General features: G+C 58.3%; 17 protein-coding genes and 1 riboswitch. Of the genes, 5 read left to right on the top strand and 12 right to left on the bottom strand.

What is annotated here, in order from left to right:
* Positions 1–117: 117 nt before the first annotated feature.
* The 10 genes from ABJM11_RS15960 to ABJM11_RS15915 form a co-directional block, all read right to left on the bottom strand.
* Positions 118–351 carry a sodium-dependent bicarbonate transport family permease gene (locus ABJM11_RS15960; RefSeq protein ID WP_348292921.1) on the bottom strand — a complete coding sequence of 78 codons (234 nt, stop codon included), beginning with the start codon at positions 349–351 and terminating at the stop codon, positions 118–120.
* A gap of 60 nt (positions 352–411) precedes the next feature.
* Positions 412–771, bottom strand: a complete 360-nt coding sequence (locus ABJM11_RS15955; protein ID WP_348292918.1) for a hypothetical protein — start codon at positions 769–771, stop codon at positions 412–414.
* Between the two features lie 76 nt (positions 772–847).
* Entirely contained in the window at positions 848–1,765 is a 918-nt protein-coding gene (locus ABJM11_RS15950; protein ID WP_348292916.1) for a LysR family transcriptional regulator, read from the bottom strand.
* Positions 1,766–1,883: 118 nt separating this feature from the next.
* Positions 1,884–2,609, bottom strand: a complete 726-nt coding sequence (locus tag ABJM11_RS15945; RefSeq protein ID WP_348292914.1) for a hypothetical protein — start codon at positions 2,607–2,609, stop codon at positions 1,884–1,886.
* A gap of 148 nt (positions 2,610–2,757) precedes the next feature.
* On the bottom strand, positions 2,758–3,291 hold the full coding sequence (locus tag ABJM11_RS15940) for a Mut7-C RNAse domain-containing protein (RefSeq protein WP_348292912.1): 534 nt from the start codon (positions 3,289–3,291) through the stop codon (positions 2,758–2,760).
* 68 nt (positions 3,292–3,359) lie between these two features.
* Positions 3,360–4,847, bottom strand: a complete 1,488-nt coding sequence (locus ABJM11_RS15935) for a M48 family metalloprotease (RefSeq protein WP_348292910.1) — start codon at positions 4,845–4,847, stop codon at positions 3,360–3,362.
* On the bottom strand, positions 4,844–5,203 hold the full coding sequence (locus ABJM11_RS15930; RefSeq protein WP_348292908.1) for a hypothetical protein: 360 nt from the start codon (positions 5,201–5,203) through the stop codon (positions 4,844–4,846). The genes ABJM11_RS15935 and ABJM11_RS15930 overlap by 4 nt, the downstream gene beginning before the upstream one ends.
* On the bottom strand, positions 5,127–6,620 hold the full coding sequence (locus ABJM11_RS15925) for a CHASE2 domain-containing protein (protein WP_348292906.1): 1,494 nt from the start codon (positions 6,618–6,620) through the stop codon (positions 5,127–5,129). The genes ABJM11_RS15930 and ABJM11_RS15925 overlap by 77 nt, the downstream gene beginning before the upstream one ends.
* A 172-nt stretch (positions 6,621–6,792) precedes the next feature.
* Complete coding sequence (locus ABJM11_RS15920) at positions 6,793–7,851, bottom strand: ribonucleotide-diphosphate reductase subunit beta (protein ID WP_348292904.1); 1,059 nt, start codon at positions 7,849–7,851, stop codon at positions 6,793–6,795.
* 74 nt (positions 7,852–7,925) lie between these two features.
* The gene (locus ABJM11_RS15915) at positions 7,926–10,691 is read right to left on the bottom strand and encodes a ribonucleoside-diphosphate reductase subunit alpha (RefSeq protein ID WP_348292902.1); all 2,766 of its coding nucleotides are present in this window, start codon (positions 10,689–10,691) and stop codon (positions 7,926–7,928) included.
* Between the two features lie 166 nt (positions 10,692–10,857).
* Positions 10,858–11,049: riboswitch (cobalamin riboswitch) on the bottom strand.
* A gap of 201 nt (positions 11,050–11,250) precedes the next feature.
* Here ABJM11_RS15915 and ABJM11_RS15910 point away from each other — a divergent pair.
* The gene (locus ABJM11_RS15910; RefSeq protein WP_348292923.1) at positions 11,251–11,940 is read left to right on the top strand and encodes a DUF3047 domain-containing protein; all 690 of its coding nucleotides are present in this window, start codon (positions 11,251–11,253) and stop codon (positions 11,938–11,940) included.
* On the opposite strand, the gene ABJM11_RS15905 is transcribed toward ABJM11_RS15910, so the two are convergent.
* The gene (locus ABJM11_RS15905) at positions 11,937–12,788 is read right to left on the bottom strand and encodes a transporter substrate-binding domain-containing protein (protein ID WP_348461498.1); all 852 of its coding nucleotides are present in this window, start codon (positions 12,786–12,788) and stop codon (positions 11,937–11,939) included. The genes ABJM11_RS15910 and ABJM11_RS15905 overlap by 4 nt on opposite strands.
* 110 nt (positions 12,789–12,898) lie before the next feature.
* The gene (nhaB, locus tag ABJM11_RS15900) at positions 12,899–14,404 is read right to left on the bottom strand and encodes a sodium/proton antiporter NhaB (protein WP_348292898.1); all 1,506 of its coding nucleotides are present in this window, start codon (positions 14,402–14,404) and stop codon (positions 12,899–12,901) included.
* A gap of 637 nt (positions 14,405–15,041) precedes the next feature.
* Between nhaB and ABJM11_RS15895 the strand changes: the two genes are divergently transcribed.
* From ABJM11_RS15895 to aliB, 4 genes are read left to right on the top strand one after another with little or no spacing between them, the layout of a single operon-like run.
* A complete protein-coding gene (locus ABJM11_RS15895; RefSeq protein ID WP_348292896.1) occupies positions 15,042–16,706 on the top strand; it encodes an AMP-binding protein in 1,665 nt (554 codons plus the stop codon).
* A gap of 36 nt (positions 16,707–16,742) precedes the next feature.
* Entirely contained in the window at positions 16,743–17,510 is a 768-nt protein-coding gene (locus ABJM11_RS15890) for an SDR family oxidoreductase (protein WP_348292894.1), read from the top strand.
* Between the two features lie 32 nt (positions 17,511–17,542).
* Positions 17,543–18,325: an enoyl-CoA hydratase-related protein gene (locus ABJM11_RS15885; protein ID WP_348292892.1), complete on the top strand. Its 783-nt coding sequence runs from the start codon at positions 17,543–17,545 to the stop codon at positions 18,323–18,325.
* Positions 18,326–18,381: 56 nt separating this feature from the next.
* On the top strand, positions 18,382–19,521 hold the full coding sequence (aliB, locus tag ABJM11_RS15880; RefSeq protein WP_348292890.1) for a cyclohexanecarboxyl-CoA dehydrogenase: 1,140 nt from the start codon (positions 18,382–18,384) through the stop codon (positions 19,519–19,521).
* Positions 19,522–19,557: the final 36 nt, after the last annotated feature.

Here is a 19,557-nt window from a genome sequence, read left to right as displayed (position 1 = left end):
TGAATGGAAGGGGGAAGCAGGAAGTCAGTGTCCCGATCAGCAAGTACAAAATGTCCCATCATTGAAGTCCGGTTATGGCCCCTGTTGTATTGATTATCTCACTTCGACACTGCGTGGTTAAGTCCGACAGGCTGCTAGCGGAACGATAAAGCCCAACGACATGATTGCCAGTACTTCGGTAATCAGCCCCCAGTGAAGGTTGCCATGCAGGGCCATACCGCCCTTCAGACCGATGGTCAGCATCAGCAGCAGGCTGAGGATGTCGTAAACGGCTTTGGGGATTGTCAGGTCTGAGCGAAGGGTTCCCGCGATCACTCCAAGCAGGAAGAACATCACTATGATGTCTGGCATGAATCAGAAACTCCGATAAAACAAAGGGCCCCGCAGGGCCCTGGATATAACACGTGTCAGTCAGGCAGTTCCCACCTGTTGAGCGGCGGGCCTGAAAAGCGTCGGGCTTGCCTGCTGGCGTGATGCAGCCACCCTGGCCGGTGCCACGTCCACCTCAAAAATATGATAGGCCTCCGGGCCAAACGGGTCGAGTGCGGTGTCCAGATACTGGTAGCTGGTTGGGACAGGGTCACCTGAATACACCACAACAAACTGCCGTTCCACAACCGGAATGGCAACGTTCAACGGTTGTTCCACCCACAGGTAGACACCCTTCTGGGGGACAACATATTCGCAACGTACCACGCGGTACCCTTCGCGCAGCTTCAGCGTGTTGGGCTCTTTGCCGCATTCGAGACGGAACTTGTGAATCGTTTTCATGGCCGGTTCTCCTTCAGTGGAACACCTTGCCATCTTCCACCAAAAATGAGTCGAAAAGAACATGGTTTTTTCTGGTTTATAGTTCGTTTTTTTCGATCCTGTCATTCAGTTCAGGGCGTTCGCGCAGCAACTCGGTTACCGCTGCGTTGTGGCTTCCCCGGGCCCTTGTCACCGCATACAGTGTGTCACGGACCTCCCGAATACTGGCTACGTGCACCACCTGATACTGACGACAGACCTCATCCCGGATGGCAGTAGGGGCCGCAAAATAACCCAGGCCTTCCCGGCCGAATACCTTGATCAGGGCACTGTCGTCCACTTCGGCAACCACTTTCACCCGGATCGCCTGGCTGGAAAACCAGTTCATCAGGGCGCTGATGTAAGGCGCGTCCAGGGAGGTTGCCAAAAATGGCTGCCGGTCGAGGCTGGCGGGAAAATCCGCCGCCAGGGTTTCCGCCAGCACCGGTGCCGCAAACAGCGACATGGAGGAACTCGCCAGCCGATGACTGCGGAACTGGCCAGCCTCGCCCGATGCAGGCTGGCGGTCCGTCAGCACAATGTTCAGTTCTCGCTGACCGAGCCGCTTCAGCAGTTCGGTGGTATCGCCGGTGCGGCAGCTCAACCGTACCTCGCGAGAAAGAGACAACGCGGGCTGGGTCAGATGATAGGCAATCAGCTTGTGAATGGAGGCGGCAATGCCCACTGACAGGCTCAGGGGCCTGTTTTCCGGCGGCTGCCGAAGCACATCCGTCAGCGCCTGGGCGGTCTGGAACATATCGTCAGCGTAGCTGAAGACGGTTTGCCCGAAATCGGTGAGTTGCAGGGCCCGGTTGGCACGGCGGAACAGGGCGTTGCCCAGAGCGGATTCAAAGGTCGCTAACTGACCACTCAGTGTCTGGGGGGTCAACTCCAGGCTTTCCGCCGCCCGAACAATGGAGCCGGTTCGGGCAATGTTCCAGAAATAGTAGAGGTGGCGAAGATTCAGGTTGTCCATCACTGACATCACTCCTGGTTTATTATGGCAGGCGACAACGACACGCCACCGCCAGGATGGCTCTGCTTCGTCAGACTAGCGAACAACTCCGTATTCGGGAAGTGCAAGTACTTTGCGGTTAGCGCTCTCCCCACTGGTGCTGAAGCAATGCCCGCTCGGCATCCGGCCCGATTGGCGAGCCGGCCATCATCCCGTCCAGGGTTTCATCAAGCACGCTCCCGCCGCTGGCTGGCTGGTAGCTATCCGGACCAGGCAACGGTAGGGCCTCCGCCCGCGCAACCTGTTCCCAGGTACCCCCGCCGCTGCGGCAGGCAATCTGTTCCGACGCCGACTCTGTCGTCTCCAGCCGGTACTGGCGACACCATTGGTCCCTCTGGCTGCGGAATGTCAGCCTGGGTATCACCGAAGCAGTCTCACCAATCTGGTAAACCACACCACTGGGCTGACGATCCAGAGCGTTCGCCACTTCTGACCAGGCCGGGCCGTCACTGGAGGGCAGGGCCAGCCACTGCGTCAACGCCACCCCAGCAATCACTGCTGCGGCAATTGTCTTGCCGGCGTGGCCCCTCAATCTGTGCCACCAGGGGATTGTAACCACATTGCCCTGCTTGGATGGACCGTCTTTAGAATGTTCTGTTTCAAGCATCCCGGTCCTTGCCACTCGCATGGGGTGATCGTCAATCGCGCTATCGTGGGTCTGCAATTGTGCATCCCCCAATGCCAGTTCCGCCAAACGGTGCGCCAGCGCCGGATCTGCCGCCAGCCGCTTCCTGACCGATTCCCTCTCCGCTTCGGTCAGTTCATTGTCGAGAAATGCCGACAGGGTTTTGTCAGTCACCTTCATCAATCGGTCCTCATGGTTACAGGTGCCAGGGCCTCGCTCAACGCCGCGGCACCGTCAGGCAGCGACTTTCAGAATTCCCCGCGGTACTTCCAATACACACGCCCAATGGACGGAAGGGGTTCACTGACATTTTGCTGAAAGGTGACTTTCATGGGGAGGATGGTTGGAAAGAGGATTTGTTCCGCCAGGCGTTCATTTTTTCAAGCCTGTTGCGCATACGCCGGACGTGGCTGCCCTCCCAGTAAAGCTGACGACAGGTGCCACACGCCCAAACCACATCATTGCTTACCCCGCGCACCCCCGGGTGAAAGAGCTGTTTCTCCCGCTCGCTGGCTGTGTGCAGTGGGGTATTGCAGGTTTTACAGCGGCTGAACGGGGCCAGGCACCAATCCAGGTCCAGTCGGAGAGTCAGTTCCTTCAGCCTGGCCTGGTTATCCCGACCCGACAGGTACAGCACATAGAAAGGCGCCCAGGCAAACTCCAGCAGGTCCGCATCCGCGGTAACCAGCCATCGTTGCTCCGCGCGGGAGCGCTCCACCAGTTGGCTGTCTGGCGAACCCGGGGCGGGTAAGGAGGTATCGTAGCCCGCGACGCGCAGCCACTGCGCTACGTTGATCAACATCTCGTCACACAGAAAGCGCAGTGGTGCCAGCGGACACAGGCTGCCTTCAATCAACTCCATGCTTTCCAGGCTCGCACTGAGCCTTCCTTTATAAGCGAGTTATCAGGTTCCCCCAAGCCTAGCTGCTTTCAACGCCGACCTTCCGCGGTCGCCAGTAACTGGTAAAAACTGCGGTTTCCTTCCAGCGCCTGTCGGGCCAACTCACACCTCTGCCGGACGTTGCTTTTGCCGGTGCCGGCAACGCAAAGTTTTTCGTTTAGCTTGTCGTGGAGAGGTACCTGGTAGCGGTTTGCAAGATAGTACTGATCTGCTACGTAGGCATCCGGAAGATCGAGTTCAACCAACCTGGCGACGGCTTTATGCATCAGCGATTTACGCGTCCCGTCGTCCATTGTACCGTTCTGGTCCAGAAACCGGGTGGCTGCACTTAGCACGCTGAAGGTGGCGTCGGGATTCTCGATGAAGGCCACGGCCATCCGCCCGGCATGTTGCCGGTCGCCAACACTGGCCACCGCACGGAATTTGATCAGTTGCAGGTGGAGGTTGGCCGGTTCCTCCGTTAGAGCCCGATCCACCAGCTGATGATAAGCCGGGCTGGAAGGCTCCAGTTCATGCAGGGCCTTCAGTGATATCACTGGTTTCAGCGTTCTCAGATCAAGCTCCAGTGAGGTAAATGAGCGCGCCAGAGTTGCACTCTCCAGACCATAGATAACTGACCGGACAATCTGGCGACGCTCTTCCGAGGACAGGTATTCCCTGCCTCCCATGTCCTCGGAGACCGCCTTCAGCCAGTTCTGGATCTGGTTATCACTGATCTCGGTCTCTTCCTTTTTCAGTTTTTTCGCCGCCACCTCTGCCATCTCCTCGTAGGCGCTGCCGGCCACCGGTACGTCTTCCTTGCCTTTCCTGAGTTTGGTCAGCATCGCAATCATTGCCATCGGGCTGTAGCGGGATTTCTCCAGTATTTTCGACGCCAGCAGATCGGCTTCCGTTTCCTGACGCCGGTTCCACTGGGTAAAACCCGCCGCCGCCACCACGGCATCCGTTGACCCGCCCATGCGCATAGTGGTTTTCCTGGCATCCTCGTCATTGCTGAATATGGAGATGGCCTGCGCCAGGTCCGTCAGGCCTTTTGTGGCGGACTGCAGCTTGTTTTTTTCGTGATGGTCCAGCCAAAGGTGAGAGAGCTCATGGGCCATGAGCGCAGCCAGTTCATCCCGGGAATCCAGGAATTCGAGCGTACCAGCCTGGATGACGATGGTGCCATGGGGATAAGTGAAGCCGCCAAAACTGAAGCTGGGTCCAAGGCGGACCTGGCAATGGCAGGGTTCGCCCCTCCAGCTTTGAGAGAGCTCTTCGGCAATCGCCTGCAGTTCCGCCGTGACCGGTGCGGCCACCAGTGGTGCAACACTGTCGCTTCGCAACGAGATGGCATCGGCCCGCGGGTCACGGCCGGTGGCTGCGTGTTGCTCTGACCGGGCGACCAGTTCGTCCAGGTGCTTCTGACGCAGTTCGGCATCCTCGGACCATTTTTCGGATTCATAGGGAGAACTGCTGCAGCCGGCCAGTACCAATCCTGCGGAAAGAACCAATCCAGGAAAACGGTTACGTGTCATCGCTCACACTCCCCATCAACGCCGCGGGCACTGGCACTACCGTAGTCATCTGCCATAACGATCGGCGAATGGTCGCAAACGATTACGTATTCCTCGCTGGCACTGGTAACTACTTCAGGCACGTAAACGCGATACTCTTCGTCGTTCGGGCCCTTGAACAGGTATTGGCCAGATTCCATGCCGGTAATTGTGAAAGGTGGTTGGAAGTCAAGCTCTGCAACCGGCACCAGCGAGCCATCAGGCCCGGTAACAAGAGCGTGATTCTGGTCATGGAATTTTTCAATTTGCAGGGAGTCGCCTGCGGCCTGGCTGCTTACTACAGCCAGCAAAATCAGTAAGGGCACGTAACTTTTCATGTTCCATCTCCTTTCGTTCTTTGCGAACGACAATGATCAACAGCGGTATCAACCCAATCACCTCCGCCAACGGCCCGGGGGTGCGGTTGAACTGGATTGCCAGCGCATATATCGCAATCAGTAAAACCAGAGCGAGCAGGATTTCCCCTGTTTCCAGCACCAGCTCGGGAATTTCTCGCGGGTTCTCTGCTCGCCAGCGCCATTTCCGGACGCGTCTTGACAGCAACACCATTCCTAACAGCAGCAATGGCCAGGCCACGAGAACATCCACAGGCAGAGTCCACTGGGGCTGTCCAATAAAACCAAGGTTCAGTTCAAGACCGATGGGTTTAAAATAGTCCGAACCATAGTGCAGCAGGTTCCGCAGCGCCTCTGCGTGAAGGTACACGCCCGGGAGCCGGCCCGGTATCGGCGGGTCGAACAGGTCCCTCGCGGAGGGCAGTGAAACGCCCACCACCGCTATTCTCCCCTCGCCGGGCCGGTTTCCATCGAAGAACTTATCGCAATTCTCCCCGGTACATAGAACATCTCTCAGAGTGGCCGTGGGAGCGGGAGGACAGGTTTGACGGGCATTACCATCAAGAGCTTCTGCACCAGACATGTTTCGAAACAGTACAGACACCAGTTCAGACCAGGCGTTACCCAATTCTTGTGCATAACAGCCTGTGGCTGCGGTTACGCGTGTAGCGGGCATCCCCCAGTTCAGGTGCATACCTTTGGGTTCTGGCACCAGCCATGCGCTATCCGCCTCGGACAGGTTCTCGCAGCCTGGCCGGCCGGTCTGCGCACAAAATGCCGCGTAACCGGCGACCGCCAGTGTCGGCACGTAGGTACCATCGGGGAATTCATGGCCGAGAGGATACGCATCGGCATAGCCCGACCATGCGGTGAGACCCTGCGCCGACGCTGCCTGCACCAGCGGCTGCATCGAGTCCTCGATATCATCTGGATTCGCTCCGGCACTGAGAATCACGTTCACTCCCAGGTGCTCACGGAAATAGTCCAGGCGCTTTACTAATTCATTGAAGCTGTCATCAAGGCGCCGGGCCCTATAAAAGGTGATGTCTAGTAGAACCGTCCCGTAACCCTGCCGGCGCAGGGCGTCAATGAGTACAAGGTGATCGCTGTAGGCCAGTGGCCAGTCGTTCGCGCTCAGGTAGCCAACATTTTCGCTGGAGAGCGCCTTGATGGACGGATCATCGATAAGAATGACATCGACGAGATCCGTGGAATCCGCCCTTAAATCAAGAGTGTAGAAAGGAGAGACCATACGGTCGAAGGCATCGGTGACCGCCTTGCTGGTGGTGGAACCAACGTCGAACGGGTCCATCAACACCAGCACATAGCCCACCATCAGTACCACCCAGTGGCGCCGAAGTGCGTTCAAGGACAATCGCAACGTATTGATGACTGGCACTCAAGCCTCCGCATCGGGATAGGTTCCCTGCTAGCCCGCACTGCGGAAGCGAACTATTCAAGAGTGCTTAATCACGCAAGTTTCGAGCCTTTGGTTAAATTTTGACCTATTACCGACAGCTTACTAGTCTCCATACCTGAGCGCCCTTGGTGATATGTAAATTAACTCGACGTCACCACTCCAGTTGTGCCCCGGTCTGGTACTCGATCACCCGGGTTTCAAAAAAGTTCTTCTCCTTACGCATGGTGGCCTGCTCATCCAGCCAAGGCGACACGTTCTTAGCCCCCGGGAAAGGCTCCTCCAGGCCCACGGTTCTGGCACGGCGGTTAGCCACGAAGCGGAACTGCTCGCTGTGGTACCCGGCGGAGTAGCCGAGGATCGGGTCCCGCAGGATGTAGTTGGCGTAGGCGGTTTCGGCAGCCTCGGACTCGTCCCACATGTCCCTTACCGCTTCCGGATCCAGGCTGATGTTTTCCTCTTCAAGGATCTGGTTGACCACTTTCAGGCCGAAGGAGAAGTGCATGGCCTCATCCCGAAGTATGTACTGCAGCTGCTCGCCGGTGCCCCGCATCAGGCCGCGGCGCTGCAATGCGAAGATGGGGCTGAAGCCGTTGTAGAACCAGGCACCCTCGAACACCGCCGCGAAGAACAGGTAGGACATGATGAATTCCTGCAGGTCGTCCTTGTTGCGCAGGTTCATATCGGAGCGCATGGCAGCGTCCAGCCGGCGGTTGGCCATCTGGATCTTGCCGTTGATGGCGGGCACCACGCGGTAGCGGTTGTAGATTTCGCTCTGGTCCAGGTTAAGGGTTTCAATGCAGTGCTGGTAGGCCCAGGTGTGCATGGCTTCCTCATAAACCTGCCGGGCCTGGTAGATTTGCAGTTCCGGGGCGCTCATCTTTTCCATCACCGCCAGGCCGATGTTGCGCATGGCCAGGATATCGGAGGTGGTCAGGTATGCCAGTACATTCTCGTATACGTGCTTCTCCGGTGCGGACAGTCGGTGGTGATAATCGTGAACATCCTGGGCCATGTTGACGTCCAGGGGCGTCCAGTGGTTCTTGTTGGCGTTCATGAAGTACTCCCACGCCCAGGGATACTTGAACGGCGCCAGCTGGTTTATGTCGGTTTCGCCGTTGATCACGCGTTTGTCGTCGACGTTGACGGGCGCCGGTCCCTCGGAGGCGGCCAGGCGGGTTTGGGTGTTTGGTTCGTCGTCCCAGTTGAGCATGAGTAAATCCTCTCAAAATCGAAATCGCTTTAACTCCCCTCTCCCCTCACGGGAGAAGGAATGTATTGGTCCGGCTACTGGCAAGCCTCGCAGTCCGGCTCGTCGATACTGCATACCTGCGGCTGCGGCGCCGCCACCGGGGCGGTTTTTTCAGCGCCGGTGGCACCGAGGGAACGCAGGTAATAGGTGGTTTTCAGGCCTCGTTCCCACGCCAGCTGGTACAGCGCATCCAGTTTCCTGCCACTGGGTTCGGCCATGTAGAGGTTGAGGCTCTGGGCCTGATCCAGCCATTTCTGGCGCCTGGCAGCGGCTTCCACCAGCCACCGGGGGTCAATTTCGAAGGCAGTGGCATAACGGGCCCTGAGGGCCTCCGGAATACGGTCGATCTGCTGCACACTGCCATCGAAATATTTGAGGTCGCTGACCATCACGTTGTCCCACAGGCCTTCGGCCTTGAGGTCGCGAACCAGTGAGGGGTTCACCACGGTGAACTCACCGGAGAGGTTCGATTTGACGAACAGGTTCTGGTATGCCGGTTCGATGGACTGGGATACACCCACGATGTTGGAGATGGTTGCGGTTGGCGCGATGGCCATGACGTTGCTGTTGCGCATGCCGTTCTTTGCGATCAACTCGCGTACCGGGGTCCAGTCCAGGCGGCTGTCGGTGTTGAGGCTCAGGTCGCCGTCGCGGCGGTTTTCCTTCAGCAGGTTGATGGAGTCGATGGGCAGGATGCCCTGTTGCCACAACGAGCCCTCGTAACTGTCGTAGGCGCCGCGTTCGCCGGCCAGGGTGGCGGAGGCACGGATGGCGAAATAGCTGACCTGTTCCATGGCCAGGTCGGCAAATTCCACCGCTTCGGGGCTCGTATAGGGCAGATTGAGCTGGTATAGCGCGTCCTGGAACCCCATCAGTCCCAGGCCAACCGGGCGGTGTTTGAAATTGGAGTTCTTCGCCTGGGGGACGGCGTAATAGTTGATGTCGACCACGTTGTCGAGCATGCGCAGTGCTGTTTTCACCGTGCGTTCCAGGCGCTGAACGTCCAGCTCGCCATCACGGATATGGGCTGCGAGGTTGATGGAGCCCAGGTTGCACACGGCGATTTCGTCCTCGCTGGTATTCAGGGTGATTTCCGTACACAGGTTGGAGCTGTGCACCACGCCCCGGTGCTGCTGGGGTGAGCGCAGGTTGCAGGGGTCCTTGAAGGTGATCCAGGGGTGCCCGGTTTCGAAGAGAACGGTGAGCATCTTGCGCCAGAGCTGTTTGGCGGGAAGGGTCTTGAACAGCTTGATCCGTCCCTGCTCCGCCAGCGCTTCGTAGTGCTCGTAACGTTCACGGAAGGCGTTGCCATACAGGTCGTGAAGATCCGGTACGTCGTTGGGGGAGAACAGGGTCCACTCCCTGTCGTCTCGCATCCGCTCGATCAGCAGGTCCGGCACCCAGTTGGCGGTGTTCATGTCGTGGGTACGGCGGCGCTCATCGCCGGTGTTCTTGCGCAATTCCAGGAATTCCTCGATATCCAGGTGCCAGCTCTCCAGATAGGCGCATACCGCACCTTTGCGCTTGCCGCCCTGGTTCACTGCCACTGCGGTATCATTGACCACTTTCAGGAAGGGCACCACGCCCTGGCTGCTGCCGTTGGTGCCCTTGATGTGAGCGCCCAGTGCCCGCACCGGTGTCCAGTCGTTACCCAGGCCGCCAGCCCATTTGGAAAGCATGGCGTTATCGCGGATGGCTCCGTAGATATCTTCGAGGTCGTCCTGCACGGTGGTGAGGTAACAGGAGGACAGCTGGGAGTGCTGTGTGCCGCTGTTAAACAGGGTTGGCGTGGAGGCCATGTAGTCAAAGGACGACATCAGCTCATAGAACTCGATGGCCCGGGCATTGGGGTCGTCTTCCTTCAGGGCCAGGCCCATGGCCACGCGCATGAAGAACACCTGTGGCAATTCCAGGCGGTCGCCTTTCCAGTTTACGAAGTAACGGTCGTAGAGGGTCTGCAGGCCCAGGAAGCCGAACTGGTAGTCGCGCTCCGGCTTGAGGGCAGCGCCCAGGCGCTCCAGATCAAAAGCCGCCATGGCCTCATCCAGCAGGTCGCAGGCACTACCCCGTTCAATAAAGGCGCTCAGTGCCAGAGGATAGACTTCGGCAAGCGGAAGACTGACGGGCAGCTCCAGAGCCATCGCCGTTTCCAGGCGCAGTTGCTCTAGTAGAAGGCGAGCCGTCACAGCACTGTAATCCGGTTCCTGCTCAATGCGGCCGCGGGCGGTCATGATTAATGCGGACAGCACTTCTCCCTCGGCGATACCGTCGTAAAGGTTTTTCAGCGCCGCTTCGACCAGCGAGTCACCGTCGATGCCCTCCAGCCCACGGCTGGCGTGCTCCACCTGGACTTTCATCGTGCCAAGGTCGAGCGGGGCAATCTCGCCATTGGCTTTCCTTACCGTCAGCGTAGGGTGGGCTTCAACCGGTGCCAGACTGGCACGCTCCTGGGCGTGAGCCTCGCGATAGAGCACATAGGCGCGGGCGACCTTCTGCTCCTCCGCCCGCATCAAAGCCAGTTCGACCTGATCCTGGATATCTTCGATGTGTACCTTGCCTCCAGCTTTCAGGCGACGGCTGATGGCCTGGATAACCTGCCGGGTAACCCCTTCCACAGCATCGTGAATGCGGGCGGAACCGGCGGCGGCGTCGCCTTCCACGGCAAGGAACGCCTTGGTGACGGCTACACTGATCTTTGCGGAATCAAATCCAACCAGGGTGCCGTTGCGTTTAATAACCTGCAGCGAGGTAGTGCTGGGTGTAGCGGATTGGCCAGGCTCGGCCAGGGTGGCGGTGGACATGTCGTTTCTCCTGAATACGCGTTGTGTCTGTGTCCTTCGCGCAGGCAGAGAGAATCGGAGGTATCACCGCAGGTTCACGCGGCACCGCAGGTCGGATTACGGCTTTGCCTAATCCGACCTGCTGGGGAAACCTATGGTTTGTCGACTCTGCTCACCTTGTACGCGAAGGTGCAGTTGTCTCCCTGGCAGGTCTTCGGACTCAGGGGCGTGAACCATCTGGTTCGGCCTTGCGTAGCGACTTCCCGGTGTTAACCAGTGTCTTGATGCCACGCTTGTTCCCCAATACCGCTGCGCGTCAGTTCCGGATTCTCACCGGATTCCCGGTACCATTATTATCACTACCCCTCATTCTCACGGGGGGAGGACATGAGATAACGGTTAATGCCTGATTAACCAATAATCACCATATTTGGTACCTAACCAAGGATATGAACACTATATACAGTAAGACCGAGAGCAACAAGGCACTTTTTCCCCGGTTGCAGGTCAGTAACCGGAACCACCGGAGAGCGTCATGAAGCACGTACTGAGCTACATAACGGCGGGCCTGATCCTGTCCATGTCCATCGCACAGGTGCTGGCAGACAGTGGTGACAACCGTTCATTGATAAAAGCGTTCTCCACTATGACGTCCCTGGAGGATGGCTGGGAGCCGCTGGAGTTTCCGAAAATTGAACGCTACAGCCGCTACCGGCTGGTGGAAGACGACGGCGAACAGGTTGTCGAGGCTACTACCGACAACAGTGCCTCTGGACTCATCGCCCGGGTGTCAGTGGAACCCGGAGAGTCGCTGACCCTGCGCTGGCGCTGGAAGGTCTCAAATGTGTTCGAGCAGGGCGACGCCCGCAAAAAGAACGGCGATGACTACCCGGCCCGGATATACATCGCGTTCGAATTCGAGCCCGAAGAAGCCGGTTTTTTTGAGCGCGCCAGGCGCAAAACGGTGGAAGTGGTCTTCGGTGAGGAACTGCCCGGCAACGCCCTGAATTATATCTGGGCAAACCGGCTACCAAAGGGAGATATCGTGGCCAACCCCTTTACCGAGACAACAGTGATGGTCGCGGTGAATTCCGGGTCGCAAAGGGTCGGCGAGTGGGTCACTGTGGAACGGGATATCGTAGCGGATTACAAAGAAGCCTTTGGCCGCAAACCACCAAAACTGGCGGGCGTCGCCATTATGTCGGATTCCGACAATACCGGGGAATCCGCCACTGCCTGGTACGGCGATATCCAGCTGATCAGGCCCTAAAGCAGGTCGGCCAGTCCAGGAAGCTGAAATCCGTCACTGATTACCCTCGGTTCCGGAACCTCACCGCGCTCGGCAAGGCGGAGGTAGGCATCATCAAATTCCTCCCGCAACTGGGCGCTTCCCGGATTAGCCAGCGAAAACACCCAGGCGGCATTGCGGGTGCGCACGGGATACTCGCGAATACCGCGAACCGGGAACTCCTCCAGGACAACCTTTATCGGGTCCTGGTAGTCCAGCAGATAGTCGCCACGGCCCCGGTTCAGCATCGCGACGGCCGCCTGGTGATTGGGAGCTTCCGTTATCGATATACCTGGTATGTTTGCCAGACGTTCGGCCAGGCCACCGTAGGTATAACCGGCGATAAGTATCAGGGTTCTGTCTTTCAGGTCATCGAAGTGCAATACCGGTGGCATCTTCGCCATACCCCAGGCACTGAGCTGGAACGGCAGCGGGCTGACAAAACTCTCCAGCACTTCCCCTTCGAGGGCAGGCACGTCGGTAACCCCGGGCCATATATCGATACCCCCCGTGCGCAGGTAATAATAGGCGCGACTCACCGGAAGATACCGGAAATTCAGATCGTACCCGGCTTCTTCTGCCACACGGCGGGTCAGATCGATAAACACACCTTCGGCCCGACCGTCGGGCCCCTCATAGGCCAGGGGCGGCACATCCACATAGCCCACCACCAGGGTATCGCGAGCTGGCTGGGCATGAACTGGGCTGTTAAGAATGGTGAGGCAAAGACATACGATCAGTGGCAATGCTGACTGACGGGTAACCCTACCCGTCCTACCGTACAGGAAACCACTGGAGAACCTGGTCCGAATTCTGGCTGTCATTGTCATTGGTGCCACTGGCCGTTGTCTTTTTACCGTTGTAAAAAGAGTAACAGACCTGCCCGGGAATGCACTGCCCGAGAGACAACTATTACGGGCAGCACCAATCGCTGACGGTTTTACACCAGGTTGATCACGCTGAACAGACCGACAGTACCCATCACAATGGTGTAGGGAAACGCCATGACCACCATCCGACCGTAGGACAGCCGCACCAGCGGGGCAATGGCGGAGGTCAGCAGAAACAGGAATGCCGCCTGACCGTTGGGCGTGGCGACACTGGGCAGGTTGGTGCCCGTGTTGATGGCGATGGCCAGTTCCTGGAAATGCTCATAGTCGATACTGCCGGCATCCAGTGCTTGCTTGATTTCACTGATGTAAACGGTGGCGACGAAGACGTTGTCGCTGATCATCGACAGCAGCCCGTTGGCAATAAAGAACATGCCCGGCTGCTGATCCTTGGGCAGGCTGAGCACAAAATCAATGATCGGCTTGAACAGGTGTTGTTCGTGAATGACGGCAACAATGGCAAAGAACACCACCAGCAGTGAGGTAAACGGCAGGGATTCCTGGAACGCTTTGCCAATCTGGTGCTCGTCTGTAACGCCGGTAAACGAGGTGATGAGGATGATCACCAGCAGACCAATCAGCCCGACCTCAGCCAGGTGAAACGCCAGGCCGATAACCAGAACCAACGCTGCCATCGCTTGCACCCATAGGGCAGCCTGGTCCGCCTTGGTCCGTTTGGTGCGTTCGTTATCGGCAAACTCCTCCAGAACCTGGCGCACCGGTTTCGGCAGGCGGGCGCCATAGCCGAACCAGCGCAGCTTTTCCAGCAACCAGCAGGTGGTCAGGCCCGCAGCCAGTACCGGCAGGCTTACCGGGGCCATGTGCAGAAAAAAGCTCGCAAAATCCCAGCCCACCACCTTGGCAATCAGCAGGTTCTGGGGCTCACCCACCATGGTTGCCACCCCGCCCAACGCGGTACCAATAGCACCGTGCATCAGCAGGCTGCGCAGGAAGGCCCGGAATTTGTCCAGGTCGTCCCGGTGCAGCTCAATCACCTGCTCATCGCTGTTGGCGTTGTGGTCGCTTTGTTGATAACCCTTGCCCGATGCCACCTTGTGGTAGACCGAATAGAAGCCCACGGCAACGCTGATGATCACCGCCGTGACAGTCAGTGCATCCAGAAAGGCCGAAAGCAGCGCTGCGGCTGCACAGAACAACAGGGACAGGGCCGATTTCGAACGCACGCCCACCAGAATCTGTGTGAAGGTCACCAGCAGCAGTTCTTTCATGAAGTAGATGCCGGCCACCATGAACATCAGCAGCAGGATAACCGGGAAGTTCACCAGAACTTCGTGATACACCGCATCTGCGGTGGTCATGCCCACTAAAAGGGCCTCTATTGCCAGCAACCCCCCTGGCAGCAGCGGATAGCATTTCAGGGCCATGGCGAGCGTAAAAATAAATTCCCCCACCAGCACCCAGCCGGCCACAGCAGGCCCCAGGGTCCAGACAATCAGCGGGTTGGCAATCAGGAAAAGAATAATGACCTGTTTGTACCAGGTGGGTGCGTTACCCAGGAAATTGTGGGTAAAGCCGGAGAGCACGGTAGCGGGCATTGCAGGAGTCTTCTGAGTGAACGGTTAGTTGGTATTGTGTGGCGGAACGCCCGCATCTTCCTTGATATTTATGTACCGGGGAAATGGTCCGAAAGTACGTTTTTTGACCGCATTTGGTCTTAATAACAAAAAGAAGGCGGCGAGGCCCCAGCCACGACATTAATTTGCGTAATATTACTTAATTCATGCCGTAAGAGCGACCGCATTTTAACCGATTCCCGACACAATGCGGTCGCTTTGTGAAAAAAAGACACAAACAGAATCAGAAGAAGACCTGAATACCCCTCTGGGCACGGCCCAGAATCAGGGCGTGGACGTCGTGGGTGATTAGGTAATGGTCGCCATGCCGCTCGGCCCGGGTGCCGAACTTGATTATCACCGGTGCCGCCTCAGGCTTTTAAGGCAACATGTTGCTTTAATAAATAACTACCTCTACTAAAAGCTGATTTCTTATTACTGCTTCATGGTGCGCATATCGGTGATAACTCCGAATTTACAACCCTACTCTGCATATACTTTAAAGCAACATATTGACACATTGTTTTGATGAGGCGTATGTTGAAACTGACAAGGCAATGACCTGCATTTGTGGTCAGGTCACCCAACAACAACAAACCGGACGCAACAGGTGGATCAGATGGATACAGGCATCACTCTCAATCCGGAACGCCGTGCCGCCATGCTGGAAAGCGGCGCATGGAACGATCGACTCATCACCGATTATCTTGATCAGGCTGTAGCCAAAAGCCCGGACCGGGCGGCTATTGTTAGCTACCAGGTAACCGGCGACACCCGAACCGCGCTGACTTACCGTGAACTCAATAGCACCGTTACCCGCATGGCAGCCGGTCTGGCCGGCCTGGGTATCGACAAAGGCGACGTGGTGGCCTGCCAGTTGCCGAACTGGTGGCAAACCACGGCCCTGCATCTGGCCTGCATGCGCATCGGCGCCATCCTGAATCCGCTGATGCCGATCTTCCGGGAGCGCGAGTTGCGCTTCATGCTCAGCCACGGCGAAGCCAAACTGCTGGTGATTCCCAAGGTGTTCCGCAACTTCGATTACGAGGCCATGGTGGAGGACATTCGCTCCGAACTACCGAAACTGGAGACTGTTCTGGTGATCGGTGGTGAGGGGGAACGCAGTTTCGAACGGTACCTGCTGGACACGCCATGGGAAGAACAAAACGAGACCGCGGCACTGTTTTCCGAGCGTAGGCCCAGCTCCGACGAGGTGATCCAGATTCTCTACACCTCGGGCACCACTGGCGAGCCCAAGGGGGTCATGCACACCTCCAACACCCTGTTCTCCAATGTGCGGCCTTATGCTGACCGATTGCATCTGACCTCCGAAGACACGATTTTGATGGCTTCCCCCTTGGCCCACCAAACCGGGTTCCTTTATGGCGTCATGATGCCGTTCTACCTGGGTACCACCGTGGTGCTTCAGGACATCTGGGATGCCGACTATGTCTGCAAGGTAATTGCCGCCGAGAAGCCGGCCTTCACCATGGCCTCCACACCTTTCCTGGCAGATCTGGTGAAAACCGCGCCCAGACATGAGGGCGAACTGGAGTCCCTGCGGATCTTTGTCTCCGCTGGCGCGCCGATTCCTACTGCCGTGGTCGAACAGGCCAGCCAGACCCTGAACGCCAAAATCGTCTCTGCCTGGGGCATGACCGAGAACGGCGCCGTTACCATGACCTGCCCGGAAGACCCGACAGAGCGCGCCAGCCAGTCTGATGGTAAAGCGCTGCCCTACATGGAACTGCGGATCACCGACTTCAAGGGCAACGAACTGCCCGCCGGCGAAGAGGGCAACTTGTTAGTGCGCGGCGCCAGCCTGTTCGTTGGCTATCTCAAGCGCCCGGAAATCTACGGCGTGGATGACGACGGCTGGTTCGCCACCGGCGACCTGGCCCGCATGGACAAGGACGGCTACATCCGCATCACCGGCCGTACCAAGGACGTGGTGATCCGTGGCGGCGAAAACATCCCTGTGGTTGAAGTGGAGAACCTGCTCTACAAGTTCCCCGCCATTGCCGATGTCGCTTTGGTGGGTTGTCCGGACGAGCGTCTGGGTGAGCGTCTTTGTGCCTACGTCACCCTCGACGAGAACGCCACCGACGTGACCCTTGATGAGCTCAAGACCTACCTGATCGACCAGCAGCTTTCCAAGAGCTATCTGCCGGAATACCTGGAGGTGATCGAAGCCATGCCCCGCACGGCGTCCGGCAAGATCCAGAAATTCAAACTGCGTGAACAGGCGAAAGAAGTGCGCCTGGAACCGGCAAAACGCCCTTGACCTCACCGATTACTCTGAGCAACAGGAGAACGACCCATGAAAGGCCTTAGCGGAAAAACAGTCATCGTTACCGGTGGTGGCGGCGGCATCGGTCGCGCCGTATCCCTGCGCTTTGCCGAAGAAGGCAGCCTGGTTGCGGTTCTGGACCGTGACGAAGCAACGGCCCGGGCCACGGTGGATCTGATCACCGAAGCCGGTGGCACGGCCAAAGCCTATGCCGCGGACATCACCGATTATGCCGCCATTACCGAGACGGTGTCGGCCATCGAGAACGACCTGGGCGTGCCCACGGTGCTGGTGAATAACGCCGGCTTCGACCGCTTCATGCCGTTTCTGAAAACCGAGCCCAAACTCTGGGACCAGCTGATTGCAGTGAATCTCACCGGTGCGCTGAACATGCATCATGTCGTACTGCCGAAGATGATTGCCGCCGGTGGCGGCAAGGTCATCAACATTGCCTCCGATGCCGCCCGGGTAGGCTCCTCCGGCGAGTCCGTCTACGCCGCCTGCAAGGCCGGGCTGGTGGGCTTCAGCAAGACCGTGGCCCGGGAACTGGCCACCAAGAACGTGTGCCTGAATGTGGTCTGCCCCGGTCCCACCGACACCGCACTGCTCAAGGGCGTGGCGGAGAGCGCCCCAAATCCGGAGAAACTGCTGGAAGCCTTCCGCAACGCGGTGCCCATGAAGCGCCTGGCCCAACCCGAAGACTACCCCGGCGTCATCGCCCTGCTCGCCAGTGATGATGCCAATTTTATCACCGGCCAGGTGATCAGTGTGTCCGGTGGCCTGACCATGGCCGGCTAAGCCACGACCTATACGATCAAGGAGAACAGACCATGAATTACGAAGACATCCTGTACGACGAAAACAACGGCGTCGCCACCATCACCATCAACCGTCCGGACCGTTACAACGCCTTCCGCGGCCAGACCTGCATGGAGCTGCTGGACGCCTTCAACCGCGCCGGCTGGAACAAGGACATCGGCGTCATCGTGTTCACTGGCGCTGGTGAAAAAGCCTTCTGCACCGGCGGTGACCAGGGCGCCCACGAAGGCCAGTACGACGGCCGCGGCCTGATCGGCCTGCCGGTGGAAGAACTGCAGCGCACCATCCGCGAAGTGCCCAAACCGGTGATCGCCCGGGTCAATGGCTTCGCCATCGGCGGCGGCCACGTGCTGCATGTGATCTGTGATCTTAGCATTGCCTCGGAAACCGCTATCTTCGGCCAGGTCGGCCCGAAAGTCGGCTCGGTGGACCCTGGCTTCGGTACCGCTTACCTGGCGCGGGTTGTCGGTGAGAAGCGCGCCCGGGAAATCTGGTACCTGTGCCGCAAGTACAGTGCACAGCAGGCACTGGATTGGGGCCTGGTCAACGCCGTGGTGCCACCGGAGCAGTTGGATGAAGAAGTGCAGAAGTGGTGCGAGGAAATCCTGGAGAAGAGCCCCACCGCTCTCACTATCGCCAAGCGCTCGTTCAATGCCGACAGCGATAACATTGCCGGCATTGGCGCCCTTGGGATGCAGGCCCTGAGTCTGTACTACGACACCGAGGAGTCGAAGGAAGGCGTCAACGCCTTCAAGGAAAAGCGCAAACCGGACTTCCGGAAATTCTACAAGTAAGCGGATCGACCCGGGGGCCCATGCCACCGGGTCACAGACAACGCCCGGAGAACACCATGAATTTCGGATTCAATGAAGAACAGAACGCAATTCGCGACGTTGTGGCCCGCTTCAGCGCCGAGGTGCTGGCTCCGGGCTACCGCGAGCGGGATCAGGAAGGGGTTATTGAAAAGGATGTCATCCGCCAGCTCGGCGAAATGGGCCTGCTCGGTGGCGAACTGCCGGAAGAATTCGGCGGTAGCGGTATGGACTGTGTTACCAGTGGCCTGATCATCGAGGAAATCTCCAAAGGGGATTTCAACGTTGGCTACATTCCGCTGCTGACCTCCCTGAACGGCCAGATTATCGCCAGCCACGCCGCGCCGGACCTGGCACAGGAATGGCTACATGGCATGACCACCGGCCAGAAGGTTGCCTGTATCGCCCTAACCGAACCCCACGGCGGTTCCGACGCCGCCAATCTGCGCCTGAAAGCAGAGAAGAAGGGCGAAGTATACGTACTCAACGGCGAGAAAACCTCCATCTCCATGGCCGACCAGGCCGACGTGGCAGTGGTCTTTGCCCGTACCGGCACGGTGGAACAACGGGCCTCCGGTATCAGCGCGTTCCTGGTGCCCATGGACAGCCCGGGCCTAACCACTACCCGTTTTGAGGACAACGGCCAGCGTGCTATCGGTCGCGGCTCGATTTTCTTCGATAACGTGGAAGTGCCCGCCGTCAACATAATGGGCGACGAGGGTAAAGGCTTCAAACAGGTCATGCAGGGCTTCGACTACAGCCGCGCCCTGATCGGCCTGCAGTGCCTGGCAGTGGCCCAGCAATCCCTGAATGAAACCTGGCAATGGCTGACTGAGCGAACCGCCTTCGGCCAGAACCTGTCCGCGTTCCAGGGATTGACCCATCCACTGGCGGAATACCAGACCTACGTTCATGCCGCGCGCTTGCAGTGCTACCATGCGCTCTGGCTCAAGGACAACAACCTGCCCCACAACGCGGAAGCGGCAATGAACAAGTGGTGGGGGCCCAAGCTGGCGTTCGACGTGGTCAAACAGTGTCTGCTTGCCCACGGCCACACCGGTTATGGCGAGGATCTGCCCTTTGCCCAACGCCTGCGTGATGTCATGGGTCTGCAAATAGGTGACGGCACCGCGCAGATCATGAAGAATATTATCGCACGCGAGTACCTACCGAGGTGATGCGCCCCCTGTCCTCCGCGATTCGGGGTGCTGAGA

The sequence above is a fragment of the Marinobacter sp. genome (assembly GCF_039977835.1).
GTDB lineage: Bacteria > Pseudomonadota > Gammaproteobacteria > Pseudomonadales > Oleiphilaceae > Marinobacter.
The sequence above is the reverse complement of the archived record's forward strand: the minus strand, read 5'-3'. Positions and strand labels throughout refer to the sequence as shown.